The sequence below is a fragment of the Burkholderia sp. JP2-270 genome, from assembly GCF_003233675.1.
Taxonomy (GTDB): Bacteria; Pseudomonadota; Gammaproteobacteria; order Burkholderiales; family Burkholderiaceae; genus Burkholderia; species Burkholderia pyrrocinia_C.
The window spans coordinates 745,716-768,334 of the sequence record NZ_CP029826.1; the positions used below are offsets into that span (position 1 = coordinate 745,716).

Annotated in this window: 19 protein-coding genes; 16 read left to right on the forward strand and 3 right to left on the reverse strand. The window is 61.6% G+C overall.

Going from position 1 to position 22,619, the window contains the following annotated elements; all coding sequences use genetic code 11:
* The first annotated feature begins 3 nt into the window (after nt 1-3).
* From DM992_RS36120 to DM992_RS36190, 13 genes are all read left to right on the forward strand, one after another.
* A complete protein-coding gene (locus DM992_RS36120; RefSeq protein ID WP_111020991.1) occupies nt 4-324 on the forward strand; it encodes a VirB3 family type IV secretion system protein in 321 nt (106 codons plus the stop codon).
* 1 nt (nt 325) lies between these two features.
* On the forward strand, nt 326-2,791 hold the full coding sequence (locus tag DM992_RS36125) for a VirB4 family type IV secretion/conjugal transfer ATPase (protein WP_111020992.1): 2,466 nt from the start codon (nt 326-328) through the stop codon (nt 2,789-2,791).
* Nucleotides 2,791-3,951, forward strand: coding sequence for a type IV secretion system protein (locus tag DM992_RS36130; protein WP_111020993.1), 1,161 nt, complete (start codon nt 2,791-2,793; stop codon nt 3,949-3,951). The genes DM992_RS36125 and DM992_RS36130 overlap by 1 nt, the downstream gene beginning before the upstream one ends.
* 25 nt (nt 3,952-3,976) lie before the next feature.
* Nucleotides 3,977-4,672, forward strand: coding sequence for a P-type DNA transfer protein VirB5 (gene virB5, locus DM992_RS36135; RefSeq protein ID WP_111021617.1), 696 nt, complete (start codon nt 3,977-3,979; stop codon nt 4,670-4,672).
* 209 nt (nt 4,673-4,881) lie between these two features.
* Nucleotides 4,882-5,580 carry a type IV secretion system protein gene (locus DM992_RS36145; RefSeq protein ID WP_111020995.1) on the forward strand — a complete coding sequence of 233 codons (699 nt, stop codon included), beginning with the start codon at nt 4,882-4,884 and terminating at the stop codon, nt 5,578-5,580.
* The gene (locus tag DM992_RS36150; RefSeq protein WP_111020996.1) at nt 5,577-6,401 is read left to right on the forward strand and encodes a TrbG/VirB9 family P-type conjugative transfer protein; all 825 of its coding nucleotides are present in this window, start codon (nt 5,577-5,579) and stop codon (nt 6,399-6,401) included. Before DM992_RS36145 ends, DM992_RS36150 begins: the two co-directional genes overlap by 4 nt.
* The gene (gene virB10, locus DM992_RS36155; RefSeq protein ID WP_111020997.1) at nt 6,394-7,629 is read left to right on the forward strand and encodes a type IV secretion system protein VirB10; all 1,236 of its coding nucleotides are present in this window, start codon (nt 6,394-6,396) and stop codon (nt 7,627-7,629) included. The genes DM992_RS36150 and virB10 overlap by 8 nt, the downstream gene beginning before the upstream one ends.
* A complete protein-coding gene (virB11, locus tag DM992_RS36160; protein WP_111020998.1) occupies nt 7,626-8,744 on the forward strand; it encodes a P-type DNA transfer ATPase VirB11 in 1,119 nt (372 codons plus the stop codon). The genes virB10 and virB11 overlap by 4 nt, the downstream gene beginning before the upstream one ends.
* An 8-nt stretch (nt 8,745-8,752) precedes the next feature.
* A complete protein-coding gene (locus tag DM992_RS36165) occupies nt 8,753-9,127 on the forward strand; it encodes a hypothetical protein (protein ID WP_111021618.1) in 375 nt (124 codons plus the stop codon).
* A complete protein-coding gene (locus DM992_RS36170) occupies nt 9,124-10,839 on the forward strand; it encodes a type IV secretory system conjugative DNA transfer family protein (RefSeq protein WP_111020999.1) in 1,716 nt (571 codons plus the stop codon). The genes DM992_RS36165 and DM992_RS36170 overlap by 4 nt, the downstream gene beginning before the upstream one ends.
* Complete coding sequence (locus DM992_RS36175; protein ID WP_111021000.1) at nt 10,836-12,689, forward strand: PriCT-2 domain-containing protein; 1,854 nt, start codon at nt 10,836-10,838, stop codon at nt 12,687-12,689. The genes DM992_RS36170 and DM992_RS36175 overlap by 4 nt, the downstream gene beginning before the upstream one ends.
* Nucleotides 12,690-12,746: 57 nt before the next feature.
* The gene (locus DM992_RS36180; RefSeq protein WP_111021619.1) at nt 12,747-14,270 is read left to right on the forward strand and encodes an LPD7 domain-containing protein; all 1,524 of its coding nucleotides are present in this window, start codon (nt 12,747-12,749) and stop codon (nt 14,268-14,270) included.
* A 546-nt stretch (nt 14,271-14,816) separates the two neighbouring features.
* A complete protein-coding gene (locus tag DM992_RS36190; RefSeq protein WP_111021002.1) occupies nt 14,817-15,827 on the forward strand; it encodes a relaxase/mobilization nuclease domain-containing protein in 1,011 nt (336 codons plus the stop codon).
* 230 nt (nt 15,828-16,057) lie between these two features.
* Here the strand turns inward: DM992_RS36190 and DM992_RS36195 are convergent, their stop codons facing one another.
* Nucleotides 16,058-16,489, reverse strand: coding sequence for a hypothetical protein (locus DM992_RS36195; RefSeq protein WP_111021620.1), 432 nt, complete (start codon nt 16,487-16,489; stop codon nt 16,058-16,060).
* Nucleotides 16,490-17,400: 911 nt separating this feature from the next.
* Between DM992_RS36195 and DM992_RS36200 the strand changes: the two genes are divergently transcribed.
* Genes DM992_RS36200 through DM992_RS36210 form a run of 3 tightly spaced genes read left to right on the forward strand, consistent with a single transcriptional unit; the run spans nt 17,401 to nt 19,302 of the window.
* On the forward strand, nt 17,401-17,865 hold the full coding sequence (locus DM992_RS36200; RefSeq protein ID WP_111021621.1) for a hypothetical protein: 465 nt from the start codon (nt 17,401-17,403) through the stop codon (nt 17,863-17,865).
* 8 nt (nt 17,866-17,873) lie between these two features.
* Nucleotides 17,874-18,581: a P-loop NTPase gene (locus DM992_RS36205; RefSeq protein WP_111021622.1), complete on the forward strand. Its 708-nt coding sequence runs from the start codon at nt 17,874-17,876 to the stop codon at nt 18,579-18,581.
* Nucleotides 18,571-19,302, forward strand: coding sequence for a hypothetical protein (locus DM992_RS36210; RefSeq protein ID WP_204356191.1), 732 nt, complete (start codon nt 18,571-18,573; stop codon nt 19,300-19,302). Before DM992_RS36205 ends, DM992_RS36210 begins: the two co-directional genes overlap by 11 nt.
* Before the next feature lie 47 nt (nt 19,303-19,349).
* Here DM992_RS36210 and DM992_RS36215 read toward each other — a convergent pair whose 3' ends face one another.
* A complete protein-coding gene (locus DM992_RS36215; RefSeq protein ID WP_111021003.1) occupies nt 19,350-21,551 on the reverse strand; it encodes a ParB/Srx family N-terminal domain-containing protein in 2,202 nt (733 codons plus the stop codon).
* A 125-nt stretch (nt 21,552-21,676) separates the two neighbouring features.
* A complete protein-coding gene (locus DM992_RS36220; protein ID WP_111021004.1) occupies nt 21,677-22,510 on the reverse strand; it encodes a DUF932 domain-containing protein in 834 nt (277 codons plus the stop codon).
* Between the last annotated feature and the right edge of the window lie 109 nt (nt 22,511-22,619).

The following is a 22,619-nucleotide window of genomic DNA, read 5'->3' on the forward strand; positions in this document are numbered from 1 at the left end:
ACCATGCACTCACTCAAAGATCCCGTCTTCAAAGGCTGCACCCGTCCCGCGATGCTGTGGGGGGTGCCGCTGGTTCCGTTCCTGATGATCGGCGGCGGCATGCTGATTCCGGCCATCTGGGCCCTACTGGCCAGTCCGCCGCTGGGCGTCGCGATCCTCTTTCTGATGATTCCCGTGTTCGTCGCGATGCGGTGGATCACGCGCCATGACGACCAGCGGCTCGCGCAGCACGGGCGACGCGTTCGTATGGCGCTATGCCAGCGCAATCGCCGCTTCTGGGGCGTGCATGCCTATGTGCCGGTGCGCCTGAAGAGGAGGGCGTGAGATGGCGGGAAAGATGCCGATCGTGTCCGTCGCGAACCGGGAAGTACCGCTTGCCGGCTATATCCCGTACTCGACACATGTGACCGACCACGTTATCAAGACGCGCGAAGGCGACTACGTGCAAATCTGGAAGATCGCCGGCATCGCCTTTGAGGCGGCCGATCCCGCCGACATCCTCGCGCGGCATGACGGGTTCAACCAGTTCGTGCGTGGACTCGCGGGCGGCCATGTGTCGCTGTGGTCGCATCGTTTGCGTCGGCGGGTGTCGGACCAGTTTTCGACCCAGTACCGCAATCGCTTTTGCGAGGAGCTGGCGACACGCTACTACGCGAGCTTTTCGGGCTACCGGATGATGGCCAACGAGTTGTATCTGACGGTGGTCTACCGGCCAAACCGCACGCGACTGGGACGTGTCTTCAGCCGTGCGGCACGCCGCACGCGCGACGATATCCGACGCGATCAGATCGACGCATTGAAGGTCATGACGGAGCTCGCCGCCCAGGTTGAATCCAGCCTCAAACCGTACGAGCCGATTGCGCTTGGCGTTTATCGCCGACCCAGCCCCGTCGGGCGGACTTCGCGCCGCTATTCGTCGGCGCTGGAACTGCTCGGCTATCTGATCAATGGGGTCTGGGAGCGTGAGCCTGTGCCCACCGGCTCGATTCGCGAGGCGCTGCCGATTTCGCGGCTTTTCGTCGGTGCCGAGAAAGTCGAGATTCGTATGCCGACGAAAACGCGCTTCGCGGCGATGCTCGACCTCAAGGATTATCCGGAAGACACCGAACCAGGCATGCTCAATGGCTTGCTGTACGGCGACTTCGAGTATATCGAGACGCAGAGCTTCACGATCCTGGACAAACCCACAGGGAAGGAAGCGCTGGAGCGGCAGCGCAGTCAGCTCATCGCCGGTGAAGATGTCGCTGTGTCCCAGGTCGAAGCGATCGACCAGGCGCTCGATGAGCTGATCAACGGGAATTTCGTTCTCGGCGAGTACCACTATTCGCTGGCGGTGCTCGGTGACACGCTGGACGAAGTGTCACGAAGCATCGCCAAAGCCCGTACGCAACTGGCCGATGCCGGATTCCAGACGGCACTGATCGATCTGGTGGCTGATGCGGCGTGGTTCGCGCAACTGCCGGCCAACTGGCGCTACCGGCCGCGCGAGGCAAAGCTCACGTCGCGCAATTTTTGTGGCCTGGCGAGTCTGCACAACTTCGCGACCGGCAAACGTGACGGTAATCCGTGGGGCGAGGCAATCACGATCGTCAAGACGCCGAGCGGCCAGCCACTCTATCTGAACTTCCACGCGACACCGGACAAGCAGGACTCGTTCGACGAGAAGGCGCTTGCCAACACCCAGATCATCGGCCGAGCCGGCGCGGGCAAGACGGTGCTCGAGCTATTCCTGCTGGCCATGGCGACCAAATATGGCATCACAGCCGTGCTGTTTGACAAGGACCGCGGCACGGAGATCGCGATTCGTGCGATGGGTGGGACCTACACGGTATTCCGCCGCGGTGAACCAACTGGGCTGAATCCGTTCCAGATGGCGCCGGATGAACTGGTGATGGACTTTTGGGAGCGCCTTGTGCGCAAACTCGTCGACATCGGTGCGCCGCTGTCGGCGAAGGACGAACTCGACATCTCGCGTGCTGTTCGCGAGGTCGCGCGTATGGATAAACCGCTGCGCCGCCTGTCGATGGTACGGCAGCTTTTGCCGAACGTCGGTGAAAACAGCTTGCACGCGCGACTGTCGAAATGGTGTGCGGGCGGGCGTCTGGGTTGGGTGTTGGACAATCCGGCCGATCGCATCGATCTGGCGCACGCGGACCTGTTTGGTTTCGACGATACCGAGCTGCTGGACGACGCCGAGGTGTCGACGCCCGTCACGATGTACCTGCTGCATCGGACCGAGCACTTGATTGACGGTCGACGCTTCATTTACGTGATGACCGAATTCTGGAAGCGGCTCAGCGATCCTGTCTTTACGGATTTCGCCAAAAACAAGCAGAAGACGATCCGCAAACAGAACGGGCTGGGGATTTTCGACACTCAGTCACCGGCCGATGTGTTGCGCAGCGACATCGCGAGTGCGCTGATCGAGCAGAGCGCGACATTCTTTTTCCTGCCGAATCCGCGTGCTGACTACGACGATTACGTGCATGGCTTCAAGCTGACCGAAGCGGAATTCAATATCGTGCGCAACCTGGGCGAGAGCAGCCGCCTTTTCCTCGTCAAGCAAGGCCATCGTTCCGCGATCGGCCGGCTCGATCTCGCCCGGCTTGGCGATGTGCTCGATGTGCTCTCTGGCACGACCGACAACGTGGAATTGCTCGACACGATTCGCGCTCATGTTGGCGACGCACCGCAGGATTGGCTACCCGTATTCCATGACGGGCTCGCGAAGCGCCGCGCGGCGCAGGTCGGAGCGCGACCGTCTTCAAAGCCAGGTCCGGGAGGTGCGTGATGAGCGGCCTCTTTACCGCCGTGGGTGGCACCCTTGAAAACGGCATGTCGAGCTACGTGACGAATGTGTCGTCGGCGCTTTCCGGGGCACTCGTGCCCGTTGCGACCACGGCCGTGACGATCTGGGTGCTGGCCTATGGTCTCGCGGTGGTACGCGGCGAGGCCCACGAGGCCGTGCCGGCATTTGCCTGGCGAGGGTTGAAAGTGGCGATCACGCTGGCGTTCGCGTTGAGCGCCGGGATCTACCAGCAGCACGTCGTCGGTGCGGTCAACGGTGCAACGGCGGGGCTGGCCCAGACAATCCAGAATGCGGCGAACACGACGGGTGGGGGTAATCCGGGATGCGGCTCGACCAATGGCAGTAGCGTAACAGGACAGGCTGCTGCGACCAGCATTTATGAGACGCTCGACTGCTACGACCAGCAGGTCGACCTCGTGATGGACGCCTACTTCAACAAGGCGACGCACGAGGGAATCAGCCCGAGCGGCCTGGCCGCCGCGATGGGGGATTTCCTCTGCGGCCTGATTGCCGCGCTCGGTGGCTCGATCTTTTTGATTGTCCTGGCCTTCGAGGTGGTGATGGCGAGGATGCTGCTCGAACTCGTGCTCGGACTGGGCCCGATCTTCATCGCGTGCGGGGCATTTGCGCCGACCGCGCGGTTTTTCGAAGCGTGGACCGCGAAGCTTGCCAATTACGCGTTGCTGCAGGTGCTTGTCGCAGCGTTCCTCGGTATGGCGCTCACAGCGTTCTCGGCCGAGCTCACCTCACTCCATGCGACGAGCAGTTCACCCGGTGCCGACTCGTCAGCCCTGATGCAAGCCATTTCCGCCTCCCTTGACGATGCCGCTCCGGCCGCCGCCGCGATTGGCATGTTTGCGACCGGCTTGTTCCTCGCGATGGTCGGTTGGCAGTTGCCATCTGTTGCGGCCGGCCTGTCTGGCGGCGCAACCCTATCGGGTTTTGGGGCGTTTGCGGCTGGCATGGCATCACGAAGTCTCGTCACGGCGATTGGACGGGCGTTCAGCCGTAACGGACAAGGACCGCGCTCCGGAGGTGAGATTCGCGACCGGACCAGTTCGGGTGGCGGATCGAGTGGTGGATCGGGCGGCGGCGCAGCGCCGGCTTACCAGCGCGTTGCGCGCGCGAATCTGGGCCAGTAGAGCATCTGAAAGGGAGGTGACGACCATGAACGGACGAAGCAGATGGTTGCGTGCCGTATGCATGTGGGCGGCGTGGTGCGCCGGCGCTCACGCGCAAGGGATCCCAGTCTATGACGCGCAGAACGTGGTGCAGGCCATTGCGACTGTCGGTCAGCTCAAGCAGCAGGTGCAGCAGGAAATCCAGATCTACCAGTCGACGGTCGGTACACGCGGCTTCGGTGCGCTGCTGAGTAATCCGGTCGTCGCGAACTCGTTGCCATCGAACTGGCAGAGCATCTATACCGCCATCCAGAACGGTGGTTACGCGGGCCTGACCGGCAGCGCGCAGGCGTTGCGCTCGGCCAGCCAAATTTACAACTGCGAGGATCAGACCGGAATCGATCGACAGCTGTGCCAGCGCGCGCTCAACAAGCCCTACCAGGATAAGGCGTTTGGCCTGCAGGCATACCAGACCGAGTTGCAGGAGCTGAACCAGATTCAGAGCTTGGCGCAACAGATCAATGCGACGCAGGACCCGAAGGGCGTGGCCGAGTTGCAGGCGCGCATTCAGACGGAATCGACAGCGGTCGGCAACGAGATGACGAAGCTGCAGCTCTTCCGGATGCTGGCCGAGACCGAGGACAAGCTCGTGGCCGAACAGCGGAGCGAACTGGTATTGAGCCGAGCGGGCAAGACCAACCGGCCACAGGACCGAATGGTGCCTGTGTCATTCGGAAACTGAGGTGACGCCATGTGCAAGCTGAGCTCACTGACGTTGGCCGGGTGCCTCGCCTGGAGTCTGGCCGCTTGCAGCAGCGGGCCACCGAAACCCGTGTTGCCGGACGGTTTGCATCGCGTGCCGATCAATCGCGTGCCGCCCGTCCCGGACTGGCCAATGGCGGTGCCCACCGCTCCGAACCAGCCGGCATCGTCGGATGTCGGAGACCGATCATGAACGCGTCACACGACTATGGCCGCGTGCTCGACATCGAGGCGTCGCTGACTGACCTCCAGGAGCGCTCTGAACGACGTGCGTGGTACGTCGCGTATGCGGCGGTCGGTGTCGCGGTGTTTTGTGCCATTGCGCTTGCGGTGATGGTGCCGTTCTATCGCGTGGTCCCCTTGCCGATCGAGGTCGATCGTCTCACGGGCGAATCCCAGGTGATCGACGTGCTCGACGCGCGCCATGTGCACACAAAGGAAATCCAGGACAAGCACTGGGTCGAGAACTATGTGCGAGCCCGCGAGCGCTACGACTGGGGACTGCTGCAGATGGACTATGACAGCGTGCTCGCGATGAGCGATGACGCCGTCGCCCGCGATTATCGCGGTATTTACAGCGGTCCGGACGCACTGGACCAGCAGTTAGGAGCGGGCATCGAACGGCGCGTCCGGATTCTTTCGATCACGCTGCAGCCTGACGAACCGGGTCATGCGGTCGTGCATCTCGAGCGGACGTCGTTCAAGAACGGCGAGGCTCACGCCGAGCGTGCGCAGCGATTCGTGATCACGCTGGCTTATACCTACCGACCGCCGGTGTTCACTCGCGAGAGCGTGGCGATCGCCAATCCGTTCGGCTTCAAGGTCACCGCCTATAGTCGCGATGTGGAATACACGCCGCCAGCGTCATCAGCAGGAGGCACACCATGAAGGCGCTTCCGTTGGCAACCGTGCTGGCAATCTTGTTGTTCGCAGGTGCAGTGCAGGCAGTCGATCTCCCTGGATGGAATGAAGACTCGCGTGTCCGCCAGGTGATCTATCGAGCAGATGACGTGGTGCGCGTCGAGGCCCAGCGTGGCTTCGCGACGCACATTGCTCTGGGTCCACGCGAGCATATTCAGGTCGTCGCACCCGGAGATCGAGACGGCTGGCAGGTCGTGGCAAATAAGGGCGATCACGACGTGTACCTGAAGCCGCAGCTCGCCGCGCATGACTCGAATCTCGAAATCCGCACCGATCGGCACAGCTACAGCTTCGATCTGATGGTGCTTCCGCTCAAGTCGAAGTTCGGCAATGGCCGTGTGATGTATCGCGTGACGCTCGTCTATCTGGATGAGTTGGCCAAGCAGGCACAGGGGAATTCGGATGTCGAGCTGGTCGCGAAACGTCTTGCGCAGCCAGCAGCCGTGCGTAACGCACGATATTCGATGCAGGTCATGCCGAACTCCGACGATATCGCACCGACCGCGGCATGGGACGACGGACGCTTTACTTATTTGCGCATTCCGAACAATCGACGTATGCCAGCGATCTTTCGGGTGGCAGACGACGGCACGGAGAGCGTCGTCGACAAGCACGTCGACGGCGACACGATCGTTGTGCACGAGGTGGCGAAGCGTTTCGTGTTGCGGCTGGGAGCAGAGGTCGTTGGAATCTGGAATGACGCTTACGACATGGACGGCGTACCGGCCCGTGACGGCACGACGGTCAATGGGGTGAAGCGCGTGCTGCGGAGCCATCGCGATGAATGACGATACACCGCGCAATGCGATCGAGCCCGACGATGCAGCTGGCTCGCAGTCTGGACACGACCAGGACGAGGGGACATCAAGTATTTCCGCAGATCGCGGTATGCCGGAACTGGGGCAATACCGCGGTGCTCGTCCACGCGCCTGGTGGCTGACGCCGATCGGAATCGTGTTGGTCGTCGGCTTCGGCGCGGTGTGGACCGTGCACGGTTTCCTCGCGCGGCACGATGCCGAAGCGAAGGCGCGACGCGATGCGATGGTTGGCACATCTTCTCAGGGACGCCTGTTCAAGGAGCTGCCCGCGTCGTCGGCCGGTGGCCCAGCTTCGGCGCCGGTACCCGCAAGCCCGATTACCGTCCTTCCCGCGTCCACGGCGGGGGCACTCGCGCCTGCTCGTACCGTACGCGCTGCAGTTCCTCGCAGCTACTACGACGCGCCGTTGCTCGAAACGGTCGGTAGACAGGATTCCGCGGGTGGTGAGCCCGGCGTGCTGGAGTCGGATGGGGTGACGGACGCAACTTCCTCAGCTGCAGCAGGTGTCACGAGGGCCGCAGGCGCGTTAGCGCCAGGATCGGGGCAAGCTGGCGGCTCACTCGGTCAGGCGCTGACGCCGAGCGCTACGCCGCGTGTTCAGGCCGTGACGCTCGGCAATCGGAGTCTGGTGCTCGCGCAAGGCGCCAAGATCGACTGCGTGGGCGACACGGCGTTCGACTCGACCGAGGCAGGCCTGTCGACCTGTACCGTGAGCAAGAACGTGTATTCCGACGATGGCAGCGTCGTGCTGATCGAACGGGGTTCGCAGATCAATAGCCAGTACCGCTCGAACCTGTCCCCGGGCCAGAAGCGGGTGTTCGTGCTGTCGGCCCGCATCAAGACGCCCTACGGCGTCACGGTCGAAATCGACTCGCCGGCGGCCGATGCGCTCGGCCGCATGGGTATTGACGGTTATGTGGATAACCACTGGCGCCAGCGCTTCGGCGCGGCGATCCTGCTTGGATCAGTTCAGGACGCAGTCGGCTATCTGTCTACACGCGGCGGCAATACCAATGGCTCGATGGTGTTCCAGAGCACGCAACAGCAGGGTAACGACATGGCCACGCGCGTGCTTGATAGCACGATCAATATTCCGCCGACGCTCACCCAGAACCAGGGTGCGGAGTTCACGATTGTGATTGCACGCGATCTGGACTTCGGATCGGTGTATGCCCTGCAGCCGGAGGGGATGCGATGACGATTCGCACACACGGGCAGGATTCGTCACGTGACCCCGAACTGGTTCGGCTGCCGGAGGACGCATCGGTTCGTGAACTGATGCGTCCATTTGCGCTGCTGCTCGACGATCCCGACGTGACAGAGCTGGTGATCAATCGGCCACAGCGTGCTTTGACCGAGGACTCGCTCGGCTGGCATGGCCATGATTGCGAGGATCTTGACTTTGACCGGTTGATGTCGTTCGCCGTAGCAGTGGCCACGCTGACCCATCAGGAAATATCGTCTCAGTATCCGGTCCTTTCAGCGCTGCTGCCGAATGACGCACGTATCCAGATCGTGGTGCCACCGGTCGTGCCGCAGCGAACGGTGTCGGTCACGATCCGTCGTCCGTCCTCCGACGAAAAGACGCTCGATGCGTGTCGTGACGAGGGGTTGTTCGACGAGACGGTATGGCGCCGGCCAGACAGACTCGATTCAGCGTTGTCGGCATTGCGAGCCGACGATCGCGAGCTTATCGAAACCCTGGACGCGCACGACTGGAGCGCCTTCTTCGATCACGCTGTCAGGGGCCGACTCAATATCGCTGTGGTCGGCAATACAGGGTCTGGGAAGACCAGTTTCATGAAGACCTTGTGCCGTTCGATTCCGGCCACCGAGCGGATCGTGACGATCGAGGACGTTCGCGAGTTGTTCATCCGGCATATCGAGAACTGCGTGCATTTGCAGTACAGCAAGGGTGGGCACGGACACGCACGCGTAACACCCGCAGATCTGATCGCGAGTGCAATGCGCATGCGTCCGGACCGTGTGCTGCTGGCTGAGCTACGCGGTGCCGAAGCCTACGACTTCCTGAAGCTCCTGACGACTGGGCATGCGGGTTCGATTACGAGCTATCACGCCCCCAATGCGGCCGTCGCAATCGAGCGTTTCGCGCTGATGGCGAAGGAACACCCGGAGGCTGTCGCCTGGGACGATGCCGCGCTCAAGAGGCTGCTGTTCCTGACCGTCGATGTTGTTGCGCACATGAAGTCACGCCCGATATTCAATGCGGTGGGTGAACAGATCGGCAGGCGCTGGGGCATGACCGAAGTCTGGTTCGATCCGGTGCGCAAGGCGCGCACCGCCTTCGTGTAGTGGCGGTTATGGACCCGATCGCTTCCCCTTTGCTCAAGCATACGCGGACGGCAGCAGTGACGGCGGCGGTGCTGGCTTGCCTGATCGGGGGAATCGCCGCGTCGCTCTGGCTCGCATCGTTCTTCCTGTATGTCAGTCTGCGAATCAATCCGTTGCACGCAGGGCTTTGGGGCTGGCTCGATGCGGCGCTGGCGTGGCGAGACGGGATGATGATGAATATCGGCCGCCAGCTCACGGGCGCTGCGCTGTTGGCCGTACTCCTGTCGTTCGGTGCCCCGCTCCTGGGCCTGCATGTGCTAGGGGCGGGAGCAAGTCGACGTCGTCTGTACGGCAGCGCGCGCTTTGCGAGCGAGGCGGAAATTCGCCGGGCGGGGCTGCTATGACGACGCGCCCCCACCTGAATACTCCTCCGGCGATTGTCGTGGGGAGCTGGCGCGGGCGCTACCTGCGGTTTGCCGGCCAGCAGTTCGTGCTGCTCGCGGCGCCGGCCCGCTCGGGCAAGGGTGTTGGTGTAGTGATCCCGAATCTGCTCACCTTTCCCGATTCGGTGGTCGCGCTCGATATCAAGCTGGAAAACTATGCAGCCACAGCGGGCTTTCGCCGAGCACATGGGCAGGATGTGTACTTGTTTAACCCGTTTGCCGAGGACGGCCGCACGCATCGCTACAACCCGCTGTCGGCGATCTCCGATGGATTGTTTCGGGTGGGCGACATCCTCGCGATCGGCTATGCGTTGTATCCCGCAGGCGGCCACGACGACTTCTGGAAAGACCAGGCGAGAAATCTGTTCCTCGGCATCGTGCTTCTGCTGTGCGAATGGCGCGACGCGCGCCGAGTCGGCAGGGGAGCGTCGATCCCCGACTTTCCCGTCACGATGGGGGAGGTGCTACGGCAATCGTCGGGCAATGGCATGCCGGTCAAGGGCTACTTGCAACGTGCGCTGGTCCGGCACCGTGGGCTGCTCTCGGGACAATGCATCGATGCGTTGAATCGCTTCCTGTCCAACGACGACAAGGTACTGGCGAGCGTGCTGGCGACGTTCAATGCGCCACTGACGATCTGGGCCAATCCGCTCGTCGACGCGGCAACCAGCGCGAACGATTTCGATTTGCGCGACGTGCGCCGTCGCCGCATGTCGATTTATATCGGCATTACGCCCGACCATCTGTCCGAAGCGGCTTTGCTCGTCAATCTTGTGTTCTCGCAGCTCGTCAACCTGAACACGAAGCAACTACCTGAAGCCGATCCCACGCTGAAATTTCAGTGTCTTCTGCTGCTCGACGAGATGACCTCGATCGGGAAGATCCAGATCATTGCGCGCGCGGTCGCTTATATGGCGGGCTACAACTTGCGCTTGTTGTCGATTGTCCAGTCGATCGCGCAACTCGAATCGGTGTACGGGCGAGCTGACGCGCGCACGTTTATCACGAATCACGCGATGCAGATTATCTATGCACCGCGCGAGCAGAAGGACGCGAACGACTACTCGGAAATGCTCGGTACGTTCACCGACCAGTCGCGCAGTGTGAGCCGCTCCAATGCGATCTTTGGCCGCGGTGGATCAAGCGAAAGTGTATCGGAACAACGCCGGCCGTTGCTGTTGCCGCAGGAACTGAAGGAACTGGGGCGTGACAAGGAAATCATCTTGCTCGAAAACACCAAGCCGATCCTGGCCGACAAGATCTGCTACTGGCGCGATCCCGAGTTTGCGTCGCGCGTCCTGACTGCGCCGTCCGTGCCGGCCCTGAACATGGCCTATTTCAGTGCGGTTGTCGAGCGCCGATTGCGCGATCTGCATCCCGCTGAGATCGATCCGGACGGTGCGGGGCTCATCAGTCTGCCGCCCGAATACCTCGAAGTATTACAGGCATGGGATCCACGTGACCTGCCGCCGAACCTAAACGACATCAGTGAGGAGGACGCCGTGGCTTACGTGGAACGGCATTTCACGCTGCTGGGCGTCCCGGCCAGCAAGGTTGTCCAGGCAAGTCGTCACCTGAGCGTGGCCGATCTGGACGTGGCTGAACTCGATTTTGTTGAGTCGGCGCGGCATGCAGCCGCGAGCGGCCCGCTCAGTATGGGAGCCCGGCAATGACGACATCTGAAGTGCATGATGCAGACCGTGCGCGTGCTGCACTTGCGGTGATTCCGGCCGACGACTACGAGACATGGGTCGATATGGCGTTCGCGCTCAAGCAGGGCTTCGGCGAAGAAGGTTTTGAAATGTGGGATGCGTGGAGCCGGACGGCCGCCAACTATAACGAGCGTGCGGCTCGGGCCACGTGGCGCTCGGTCAGCGCATCGGGTGGCAAGACGCTTGCCACGTTGTTCTGGCAGGCACGCCAGCATGGCTTTGACCTGAAGCGAACGCATTATCCCGACCGCGTGACAGCCATACTCGCAGCCTCGCCCGAGGTGCTGGCGCAGCGCGCAAAGCAGGAGGAGCAGCGAGAGGCGCGTCATGCAGCAGTAGCTCGCGAGGCAGCATCAATCTGGGCGTGGGCGAGACCAGTCGGTCCGGAGCATCCCTACCTTGTGCGCAAGCATCTTGATCCGACCGTCACGCTGCGTGAGCTGGATGCGCTTGAACTGCGTGCGCTGCTTGGCTATACGCCGGCCAGCGAGGAGGAACCGCTGACGGGGCGCGTGCTGATCCTGCCAGTCTGGAACGGGCCCATCTCGACACTGGAGCTGATCGACGAGCACGGGCGGAAATCGTCGCTGGCCGGCGGTGTGAAAAAGGGTGGCTACTGGATGACGGCGCCGACGCTCGTTCTCGGACACGAATCTTCGCAGATTCTGATCGCAGAGGGCATGGCGACGGCATTGTCCGCTTCGCGTGCGACGGACTGGTTCGCAGTGGCGGCGTTGTCGAGCGGGAACCTGAGGCTGGTGGCGCAGAGCCTGCGTGAAAGATTTCCCGATGCGAACCTGATCGTGCTGGGTGAACTAGGCCGCGGTGAGACGCAGGCGCGACAGGCCGCGGCGGCAGCGCAGGCGCGTGTGGTCTGGCCGAAGTTTGCTCCTGAGGCCATCGACGGCAACGTGCCGAACGACTTCAGCGACATGGCGGTGTTGTCGGGTTTTGATGCCGTCGAGGCATACCTGCACGCCGCGGTCCGTTTTGTTGAGAAGGCGCATGGTCAACCGGATATCTCCACCGTATCCGGTACGACAGTGTTTGAGGTGGACCAGCATGAGGAGGGCGAAAAGATGGGCAACGTCAAGGAAAAGCTATTACCCGACGACGAAGGGACGCCGCGTCGCCGGTCCTCGAAGCGCAGTACGCGAAAACAGGATGCACCAGATGTGCCGGCAACGGATGGCGCGTCCGGTTCGGCACCACCATCGACGGATTCTTCCGCTGCTGTATCGCCGGCTGTTGCCCCTCCGGTTGCCGATCCGCCGAGGTTTGCATCGTCGCGACCGCCGGTAGGCGAGCCGCTGTTCGAGGTGGGCGACGTTCCGAGCGAGGTCAGGGCGTTGGCTGAACACCGGTTCGGTTCGCCGCTCAGGATGGCAACGCCGCGCGAGAACGGCGGACTCTATCGCGGCGAAGTATTCAACACGGAACACTATCTGGTACAGGAGGTCGCGACGCGTAGTGTCGTGTTCCACCGCAAGGATCAGATGACATTTGTGTCCGAGCGTCTGAAATGGATGGACGAACACGCGCGGCTCAACGGGGCCGAGTTACAAGTAGGTTACGACGGCGGCCAGCCGAAGGTCTATCCATGGGACCGGGCCCGCGACCTGCTCGAACGCATGGTCGGTTCGCTGAAGAAATCCGCCCGCGAGCTGAATTACAGCCCCAATCTGGAGGGGATGCTCGATCAGTTGCAGGCGAGATCGTGGGCACGCATCCGGGAGGCGCGGGCCGCCGCGCTCGAAAAGTCGCGGGAACAGGAGGCGTCTCGCGATACTGGGTCGAGGCCCGACCGATAAGGCTCATCAGCATAGCGCGCACGTGCAATGTCGATCTTGAAAATGCGAGGTGGTGACATGGCCCAGAGAGTTTCCGCCGATGAAGCCGATCCAGTTGTCAACATGATTGAACAGGATTCGACAGGCGATAGTGTCGGTCCGGTTGCGTTGGACGAACGTCAGTACAGGCTGAATCTGGCCGCTGAAGAGGCAGTATCGGCTCGACGCCGACGTGACTTCGATGCTGCCCGGGCTAGATTGCGAGAGAAAGCGATCTGCGACGATGCCACCGTTCCGCAGTATGCCGAGACTCCATCGCCGCACGGGATACCGGACGAGACGAATCGAGTCCGTGCGCCGCTCGACCAACCGCCTGAACGAATACGCAAGCGCTACCTGCGCGCCGGCAACCAGTATTTCCTAAAGGACGCGCCGTATCAGCTCGCATTTGAAGATCTGGGGCCGTATCTCGTTACCGAGCACAACCACCCAGACGTAGTCGAGTCCATGATCGACATGGCGCATGCGAAGTCGTGGCGGCGCATTCGAGTGTCCGGGCACGAGGTGTTTCGCGGCGAGGCGTGGCTGCAAGGCACACTGCTCGGGATCGAGGTGAGCGGCTACGAGCCACAAGCGGCTGATCTGGCGCGTCTGGCGGATGCGCGGCAGGCGCGGTTGGACAATCGCATCGAGGTGGCGGCGCACGTCGGGTCACCGCCTGTCGCGAACGCACTGGGTCGCCTAGATGATCGAACGATGGTTTCATCCGCGCCTCGCGTCGACGCAAGGATGGCCGTCAACCCATCTCCTTCATTTGCACCACGCCGTCCGGCCGGTTCTGGATCGGCCATTCCCGAGGGAAACCAGAACGCCGCAAACGACGAGATCGATGGTCCACGGCGCTACGTCGGGGAACTGCGTGAGCATGGTGGCGCGCCATACCAACACAATTCGGCGCGCAGCGGCTCGTATTACGTCGTGTTTCGCGACGAGACTGGAATCGATCAGGTGGTGTGGGGTGTCGATCTCGAGCGCGCGGTGCGTGAAACGAATGCTCAAATCGGGCAGCAGGTGATGCTCGAGAATCTCGGCAAACGCCTCGTCACGGTTCGAGTGCCGATTTTTAATGACGAAGGACTGGTGATTGGCGAGGACGAGAAAGACGTTTACCGCAATACGTGGCAGGTGGAAGTCGCGCAGCGGGAGCGTGATGTTTCTGTCGCGCGGCAATCAGAAAATCCGCCGGGCGAAGAAGCCCGAGCTGCGAATTCGCACGTTGCCCCGGTCGGGGAGCCAGAGCTTCAAGGCCGTTACGACGCGCCCTATTCAGGAGATGAAGTGGCACTGCATCTGGCCGTGCTGACGGCAGCTATGCGCGAGCAGGGTTTCAGTCAGCGTTCCGTTGCTCGGGTACAGAAGCGTGCGGAGCGCATGTTGGTCGCGTTCCAGCGCGAGGGCATCCCGGTACCGACGCCGAAGGTGTTTGATCCGAACGCGCCATCGGACCGGAATCGTCGCAAGCATCGGACCTCCGAACGCACGCCTACCCGAGAGATCGAGCGAATGCCTGGCGAACCGTCACCGCCATCACCATCTCGCTGAGGTGAATCGTGGTCGGCCGCGAGCGTCTGTGCGTCGAGCTCGGTGCACTCAGGTCACACTGGGAAGACTGGTGTGCGCGCCGCGGTTTGACCGCAGGCCAGGGCGTGCGCCAGTTGGTTGTAATCGCTATCCGTGAAGATGCGGCCGGGGAACCTGGCACGACCACGTGTGGCTTACCTCGGCCGGTGGTCGGGGAGCCGCGCACGCGTATCGAAATCCGGCTGACTATTGCAGAACGGAGAGCGGTCGAACGACATGCGATGGCAATGGGCCTGCGCGGTAATCGCTGGATCGTGTCGCTAATTCGTGCGCAATTGACCCGAGAGCCGCAGTTGGGCGAGCCCGAATTGCATGCCCTATCCGTATCAAATCGGCAGCTTGCCGAGATCGGCCGTCTGTTGGGCCAACTTGCACGGGCCGACGAGGCAGAGCCGGCCCGTCGGGAGTTGAGGTCCGAATGGGTAGGGTTGCGAAGGCGCGTTGATGAACACCTGCGTACGGCGGCTGTCATCATTCGCGCGAATCTTGACCGATGGAGCCGCTGACATGCCATATCCGAGGATCTATATCGATGCGATGCTCGTGAACTGGGGTGACCGCCTGTTTCAGGAGCCACTACGACATGCGCGTGCCGCACGGCTCTCACATGTGGATATTCGCAACGCCGCCGCCCTCATGCGCGCTCGGGTCGCCCGCACGCTCAGGCGTACCCCGGAGGTCATGGTCAAGATCACCAACAAGGCGGGGAGTGCGCAAGGGTTGGGAGCAGTACGTCGGCATTTGCGCTATATCTCCCGTAACGGCCGGATCGAACTGGAAGATCAGAACGGCAACCGTATTGAAGGCAAGGAAGCGCTGAGCGATCTCGTAAAGACATGGCAACTGGGCGGCTGGGGCATCCCGGAGGCCAGTACGCGGCGTGAAACTTTCAACATCCTGCTGTCGATGCCGCCCGGAACGGATCGAAAAGCCGTGCGCGATGCGGCGCGCGATTTCTCGGCGCGTGAGTTCGGCGACGGGCGCGCATACGTTTTCGCCGCGCACGAAGACGAAGCGCATCCGCATGTTCATCTGAGCGTCCAGGTCCGTGGCCCTAACGGGCGCCGCCTGAATCCGCGGCACAAGGATTTGCAGCGATGGCGCGAGCGCTTTGCGGAGGAACTGAGGGAGTATGGAGTCGAGGCGAATGCGACGCCTCGGCGTGCGCGCGGCGTAACGCAACGCTATCCGAAGCAGGCTGTCATTCATATGGTCGCACGCGGCGAAACGCCGAGGTACTGGAAACCGTTGCCGACTGATGCTCAGTGCGATGCCCGATGGGGCGCGCATGGTGGCGTATTTACCGCGTGGCGTGAGATGGCCTACGCGATGGCAAGATCGCGCATGCGCGAGGATCGCTTGATGGCCGTTGAAATGGCGTACTTCGTGGGGGCCATGCCGGTGCAACGAGAGCGACCAGTGGTAGGGCGCAATCCGGATAATGGACGTGAGCAGCCGAGCAGGCAGGGACCGGACGTCGATCGGTTAGACGACGCGACTCGGGATATGGAGCGTTGATGTCCGATGCGTGGGGTGACAGCAGTTCATGCTGCGATACCCGATCCTAAGTGTAGGAAAATCCAAAACACGATCAGTTGCGTGGCGTCTTTTGTTCAACCTGGGCCACGCTCTTCTGGAGTTGTGGAACTAAGGGATGATCGTTGAGCCTGTTCTGACGGTGATTCGACCGGTTGTGATGATATTGCTCATGGTCAGATGCATCGGCACTGCTGTCCTTTGGCACCTGCTTATTCTCGATCAGCGAACCATACCGGTCCGGCCTTGAATGTCGCAAAGAGTAGAAACAGCAACGCGATCGCTAGAAGCGGTACGCCGTAGAGTGCCACCGGGAAAAACAACATGAACTGCAGTACTGATCCGCAGAAGCCGTGTACCGCGCCCGTACCCCGAACGTTTTCGTAGATCAACCGGATCACTGCCGCAAGCCCCATTGCCATGAGTACGAGGCCGCTCCACGTCGGTCCATGCCGAAGCAGTGCGGCTCCCCATCCGAAATATCCCCACCACACGAGATTGATGCCGATCGCAGCGAGCCAAAAGCCACGTGCCGTGAAAAAACTGTAGCCGTACTGGCGTCGAGCGTGATGGCCGAAGAGCTGAATGCTCTTCGCAATCGCAATGATTGTGCCAAATGCGATCGCAAGTTTAAGAAATGCCACGGAATGTTCCTCCAGAGCTGGGCCCGGTGGTGCCTCGTTGGTCGACATGAGGGTGCAGCGAAATGCGACGTGCTGACTGCCGCTCCTTCAAATATAGACGTCCGTTCCGTGAACGCAACAATATCGTTATCCAGAATATTGAAAATTTTCGTTCATGGTGATGACATTCAAAATTTCCCAGTTCATGGTGCTGCGTGCTCACGCTGCAGGTGCTGAATTCGAAAGTGACGTGGTTGGTGGAAAGAGAATGTCTTGTCGCGGTGAAGTGCAATGGCGCCCAAAACCGGCGCAAGCCTATCCTGCAGTATCTTGTCTTTTGTCTTTTCATCCCGTCGTTCGTCAATTGCCACGCACGATGCAGTGTGGTCGCGCAGAAAGACGGGGCCGTTGCTGCAAAAAGACGCGTTCATAGCAAGTAGGAAGGGTGTACGTCTCGCGCAACAAGACGGTGCGCACGTAATCAAAGATAGCGAACGACACATGTTGCGTCGTGTCAATCCTGTGGCCAGGTGATGTAGGAAAACGAAGCGTTGTGAGCGATCGGCATCGTCACACGTGGCGCAACAAAAGCGACTGGTTGAACATGCAACCGCATTAGTGCGAGCGAGCAATCAACCAGTAGGTGACGACCTGGATGCGGAGTAAGTCGCGTCGGTCGAATACAGAGGTTCGTTCTACGAGCATCGCTCGCATGATCAGATTCATCCAGCTCCAATCGTCGTTTGCACCTTAAGGCATGGTCGATGCGAGTTGGCGTTGCCTCAACGCGACGACAAAAAATATTTTGCGATACCGTGCAATTCCGGTCCGTTCCCATTCGATCCGATGCACGAAGTTCGGCTTGTTTCAGGCATTGACGACCATCTTTTCCATCAGCAAGATGGTCTCTAGGCAGTGTGTCGAGGCGGATCATGCCGATCGTAAAACGCTTTACCCAAGCGCAATGGGACGCGGTAGCTCGCCGTCTCGACGCGTTGCCACCCAAGCCTGCACACGAGCATCACGTCACTGTGCGTGAGGCGGTGAATGCAATGCGGCCGCAGATCGACGCGGCGCAACAGAAGGGTTACACATTCGAAGAAATCGTTCAGCAACTTTCGAACGAGGGTGTGGACATCAGCGCCAGCACGTTGCGCTACGCGATGCAACGCGTAGCGAAATATCACAAGGCCGGGCGTGTGGAAAGAGCCGACTCACCGGGGCCGGGTACCGCGTCGCCGCGAATCAAGAAGCCGAAGCAAACGAGACCGCCGACTGTCGATCAAACAGAGAATCGAGACCGGAAGGGTAGTCGAAGGGCGATGACCAAACCGGGGGGCATGGTGATTCAGGACGCGTTCTCGTTCGAGATAGCGCCGGACACCGAGGACCTGTAGAGGTGCATATGGCGACGACTTACCCAATCTATCTGGTGGGCGGCAGCAAGGGCGGTGTGGGCAAGAGCTTTGTCTCGCTCGCGCTGGCCGACTACCTCCAGCGTCGTGATCTTCCTGTCGCACTGGTCGAAACTGATACGTCCAATCCCGACGTGATGAAAGCGATTCAGGACGAGGTGCCGTGCATTGCCTACAGCCTGGACGAAGCCGAAGGCTGGATCGGTCTGGTCAACTTCTGTGACGAACGCCGGGACGCGGCCATTGTTGTCAACACGGCGGCGCGCAGCCAACCGGGCATTGCCCGTTTTGGCGCGACACTTGCCAGTACGCTCGGCGAACTGCGGCGCGAGCTCGTCGTACTGTGGGTGATCAACCGGCAGCGCGACAGTTTGGAATTGCTGCGTGCGTTCAGTCCGACATTTCCCGAGGCGACGATCCATGTCGTGCGCAACGGTCATTTCGGTACGCCGGACAAGTTTACGCTGTATCAGGCGTCGCAATTGCGCAAAACGATCGAGGCACGAGGACGCACACTCGACTTCCCGGATCTAGCGGATCGCGTCGCGGACGAACTGCGTAGTCAGCGGATGTCGATTCGCGTTGCGTCGGAGACGATGCACATCGGTGAACGGGCGGAGCTGCTGCGCTGGCGTTCGCTGTGCGACACAATCTTCTCGACCATGATCGATCACGCGGGGACCGACGATGAGCCGTAGGCGGCCGGTCGAGCCACTGGTCCGCCTGTTTCAGGAGGTATCCGGTGAGGTCCCGGACGACACAAGTTTGGCCCGGATGCGCCGGATATCGGGCGCCCTGAATCTGCAGGATAACGACGCACTCTGGTCCATCATCGCGGCGCTCGAGTACTACGCGCGCCTGTATGAGGCAATGCCGGAGCGTATTCGATGGGCGAGCGAGGGCAGTCTCGAAGCGGCTCGGCGGGAAATCGGTGGCGCGAACGATGCGTTGATGCAACAACACCGCAGCGCGCTTGAACGGTGCAAGGCAACGATCACGGTGGCGGAGAACCTGATTCAGGAACATGAGGCGCGGTACCGGGAAGCGTTGGCGAATCTGAACGAGACCTCACTGACTGCGCTCAGTGCACAGCTGACCAGTCACCTCGTGCGCACAACCGGCAATCGGATGATCGGTGCGGTGGCAATTTCGGGGCGCGAACAGCGCGAGCGGCTGGATGAGATTGTCGGCCGGTTCGAGAAAGCGGTGGACGCGGCGGCGGCGCGGGTGGACGCAACGACGACGGCGATAGAACGACGTTTTGTACGTACGATGCGGTGTCTATGGCTGGCGAGCGCAACGGTCCTCTGCTTGATGCTGCTGGTTGCGAGTGCTTGGGTGGACGGGCGGTCAGGGCACGACCCGTCGGGTACGGTTAGCCAAGCGGCGCAGGCCGGGTCAGCAGACGGCAGGCCCTGAAGTGGGCTGCCGTCTGCTGTGTTGCGTCATTGGATGAGGATCGACAGTTACGCGACGTCCGGGTCAGTTTGTGCAGTGGTGACCGATTCAGTGGTCGGGAAAGGCCACGGCGGCTGTTCGGCGGTTCCGGTGGACGACTCGACATCGTGAGGCGTGTGGTTGAGGGGGCCGTCCTCATTTCCGCTGTTCTCATCTGCATCGACTTCCTCGCCATCGTTGTCGTCCTCGTCGTCGGCGTGGATAGTCCATGACGGCGATGTCAGAATCTCGCGATCGGTGAGAACTTTCGGCAGCCATGCGACCTTCGCGAGGCGCAGTTCCGCCGCTGCTGCCGCGTCGCCCTTTTTCATCTTGGCGAGGTCCGCCGCGACCTTGGGAGAAATCGCACCGGTCACGACTTCCACGATACGTGCCTTGCTGACATGGTCGAAGTACGCGGTGCGCGTTGGTGTCCAGTACCGGGTCATATCGAGACTCAGTGCATCGGCCAGCGCGTTGATCGCGTGTGGCGCTTCGGAGGCAGCAATACCGTCGAGCACGGTTCCAGTGCAAAACGCGAGTAGGTCGAGCAAGGTCGTGTACACATCCTGCCTGAGCAACCACGGCAGCAGATCCGCTTGGCTTGCGGGCAGTTCCGCGATCCAACGTGTGCGCTGCATCTCGACCGTGTTCCACGCCGGATTGACCGGTAAATCATCCGCCGCGCGCAGCAGACTATCGCGATTATTGTTGCCCGAAAGTGCCAGATAGTGCGGCGTGAAGCCGTGGCCGTAGTGCTCCGGAAACGCCTGCGGAACCAGATGCCGCAACAGGGCCGCGAGTGCCACGGCGGGCTGCTCGACCAGTTCCGCATGGACGGCGGCAGTGCGATGTGCGGTCAGCCGCTGACAGAGCGTCGCGCTGTGGATTGGCTTGATCTTGGCCGGTGCGTCTGCCGTGTCCGGCACATCTGCCTCGGCTGTGCTGGTCACGGCCGCGCCTGCTGCATCGAGCGCTGCGCTATCCTCGCGCCGTACGAGACCGCGCTCGATGACCAGTTCTCCCTGCGGGCCGACGATCACGAACGCCCCGGCCTCGGCCATCTGTGATGCCACCCACACGACAGTGCTGGTTTCCAGCGCGCGGATCGCGGCGTCGACCTGTCCGATCTCAGCATCGAGGCGTTCGGCTTCGTCGTAAGCGTCCTCGTCGTCCTCTGCCAGTGCATCGAGCTTGTGGCTCAGTTCCGTCTGCTGCGCGGTGAGTGCGTCGAGTCCGCGTTGCTCCTCATCGGTGTAGGGGCGCTGGACAGGGCGCAGTCTGCCGTAACGGTTCAGTTCCAGCATGTCGCGTTCGACACGCGTTTCCGTCCAGCCCCAACCTTCGGCACGCAGCGTTTCGGCCGCTGCGTCGAGCTTCTGTGCGGCGAGGCGCTGCAGCAGGTCGGCGTCGGCAATGAAGCCCGCATGCTCGTCGTCGCTGAACAGGTCCCGACGCACGTAGCCGCCTGCCGCCTCATAGGCGGCAAGGCCGACGAAGCGCACGAGGCGGCTGCGGCTCGCATCGATCTCGGCACGGGTGATCGCTTGCCGCAGATAGTGCGGTTGACGTTGCCACTCGTTGGTCTCAAACCACAGACGCTCCTGCGTGTCATGATCGTCCGCGATCGCGAGTGCGGCAAGCTGGTCGAGCGTGATTGCATCTTCGCGCAACAGCGCCAGTAGTTTGGGCGACACGTTGGCGAGCTTCATGCGCCGTTTGACGGTGATGGGCGACGCTGAAAACAGCGTGGCGATGTAATCGACGCTGCGGCCTTCATCGGCCAGCATCCGATACGCGCGCAGCACGTCGAACGGGTCGAGTCCTTCCCGCTCACTGTTCTCAATCAGCGAAATGGCGAGCGCTTCGCCTTCGCTAACGATGCGCACCGGTACGGGATAGTCGGCGGCGATGTGCTTCTGCTCGAACAGCAGATCGAGCGCGGCTTCGCGTCGCTGGCCTGCGCAGACGCCATATTTGCGGTGCTTGCCGCGTGTCCCCTTGATCTCGTGGACCACGAGGTTTTGCAACAACCCTTTGGCGCGAACGTTGGCGGCCAGTCCGGCGATGCCGGATGGCGGTTTCGTGCGCACGTTCAAGGGTGAGCGTTGCAGGCTGGAATACGGCACCGTCACGACCGGCTGCTCGTTGCCGAAGTTGGTTTCGAGCATGGTGGAGGGTGCGGTGGCGTCAACGGCGCCGGTGACGGTTTCGACAGATTGGGTTTGCATGATCGACTCCCGATAGTAGGAAGATGCCGGGCCAGTAAGGTGCGATTGCGTCAGGACGTGACCCGACGGGCGTCATGGCGCAAAGCCGAACGGTAGGGCGACGCAGATGCGCCGCCCGTCAGTCGTTACACCTTCATCTGGCGCATGGCGTCCGCGAGCATCCACAGCGCGCGGTTGAGCTTCACGTTCTGGTCGATACCGGTAATGGGGCGAGTGGATATCGCGCGTCCCGAGCGGGAGCGGCCATGCAGGCCACCCTTGGTCAGGTTCTCCTGCACGCGGTTAAAGACGGTCCAGAGGTCGTCGCGGCGATCCTCGAAGCGGCGCGGAGCTAGCAACTGGCTTTCGCTGACGGGAGCCGGCGCTTCGGCGTCGGTCGGGTCGTACCGCAGCGCGAGCGCGGAGCGTGCGAACGCCTGTTGTTCTTCGCGGTCGAGCGTTACCGAGCGCATGCCGTCTTTCTGTTCTCGGACCAGTTCGAATCCGTCGAGCACATCGAACGCGCCGTTGATCACGTTCCGCACCACGTTGCCTTTGTGCGGCACGCGGATATCGGCGATGTTCTCGCCCGAGACCATGCCGTTCTGGCAGACAAAGCGGAATGTGCCGGCGAGCATCTGGTAACTACTGGTGCCGTCGTGCGAGTTCAGCAGCACGATTTCATCGGCTTCCTCGCCGGTGATCTGGCCGGCATGGCGCAGCCGGAGCATATGTTTCGTGAATTCGCGCTTACCGGAATCGCGCACGCGCGTTTGGCAGATCATGAATGGTTGGAAGCCTTCATTGCGCAGGCCGCGCAGTACGTCGATGGTGGGAATGTAGGTGTAGCGTTCGGAACGGCTTTCATGCTTGCCGTCCGCGAAGATGGACGGGGCGACGCGGCGAATCTGATCGTCAGAAAGGGGCGCATCCGCGCGCAGCATCGGCGCGCTGTAATGGAATGAGGAAGCGAGTCGCATGGCAATCTCCACAGTCAAGGTTGAGGACCAGAACTGGGCGAGGAGGTGTGCCTTGCCGTTGCGGCTGGACACCTCCCGGTGGAACTCGGGGTTGGCTTTGCTGCCGCCT

What these genes read in the sequence shown, in the direction of transcription:
- DM992_RS36120 (WP_111020991.1), top strand. Translation starts at nt 4, where the DNA reads ATGCACTCACTCAAAGATCCCGTCTTCAAAGGCTGCACCCGTCCCGCG.
- DM992_RS36125 (WP_111020992.1), top strand. Translation starts at nt 326, where the DNA reads ATGGCGGGAAAGATGCCGATCGTGTCCGTCGCGAACCGGGAAGTACCG.
- DM992_RS36130 (WP_111020993.1), top strand. Translation starts at nt 2,791, where the DNA reads ATGAGCGGCCTCTTTACCGCCGTGGGTGGCACCCTTGAAAACGGCATG.
- virB5 (WP_111021617.1), top strand. Translation starts at nt 3,977, where the DNA reads ATGAACGGACGAAGCAGATGGTTGCGTGCCGTATGCATGTGGGCGGCG.
- DM992_RS36145 (WP_111020995.1), top strand. Translation starts at nt 4,882, where the DNA reads ATGAACGCGTCACACGACTATGGCCGCGTGCTCGACATCGAGGCGTCG.
- DM992_RS36150 (WP_111020996.1), top strand. Translation starts at nt 5,577, where the DNA reads ATGAAGGCGCTTCCGTTGGCAACCGTGCTGGCAATCTTGTTGTTCGCA.
- virB10 (WP_111020997.1), top strand. Translation starts at nt 6,394, where the DNA reads ATGAATGACGATACACCGCGCAATGCGATCGAGCCCGACGATGCAGCT.
- virB11 (WP_111020998.1), top strand. Translation starts at nt 7,626, where the DNA reads ATGACGATTCGCACACACGGGCAGGATTCGTCACGTGACCCCGAACTG.
- DM992_RS36165 (WP_111021618.1), top strand. Translation starts at nt 8,753, where the DNA reads ATGGACCCGATCGCTTCCCCTTTGCTCAAGCATACGCGGACGGCAGCA.
- DM992_RS36170 (WP_111020999.1), top strand. Translation starts at nt 9,124, where the DNA reads ATGACGACGCGCCCCCACCTGAATACTCCTCCGGCGATTGTCGTGGGG.
- DM992_RS36175 (WP_111021000.1), top strand. Translation starts at nt 10,836, where the DNA reads ATGACGACATCTGAAGTGCATGATGCAGACCGTGCGCGTGCTGCACTT.
- DM992_RS36180 (WP_111021619.1), top strand. Translation starts at nt 12,747, where the DNA reads ATGGCCCAGAGAGTTTCCGCCGATGAAGCCGATCCAGTTGTCAACATG.
- DM992_RS36190 (WP_111021002.1), top strand. Translation starts at nt 14,817, where the DNA reads ATGCCATATCCGAGGATCTATATCGATGCGATGCTCGTGAACTGGGGT.
- DM992_RS36200 (WP_111021621.1), top strand. Translation starts at nt 17,401, where the DNA reads ATGCCGATCGTAAAACGCTTTACCCAAGCGCAATGGGACGCGGTAGCT.
- DM992_RS36205 (WP_111021622.1), top strand. Translation starts at nt 17,874, where the DNA reads ATGGCGACGACTTACCCAATCTATCTGGTGGGCGGCAGCAAGGGCGGT.
- DM992_RS36210 (WP_204356191.1), top strand. Translation starts at nt 18,571, where the DNA reads ATGAGCCGTAGGCGGCCGGTCGAGCCACTGGTCCGCCTGTTTCAGGAG.
- DM992_RS36215 (WP_111021003.1), bottom strand. Translation starts at nt 21,551, where the DNA reads ATGCAAACCCAATCTGTCGAAACCGTCACCGGCGCCGTTGACGCCACC.
- DM992_RS36220 (WP_111021004.1), bottom strand. Translation starts at nt 22,510, where the DNA reads ATGCGACTCGCTTCCTCATTCCATTACAGCGCGCCGATGCTGCGCGCG.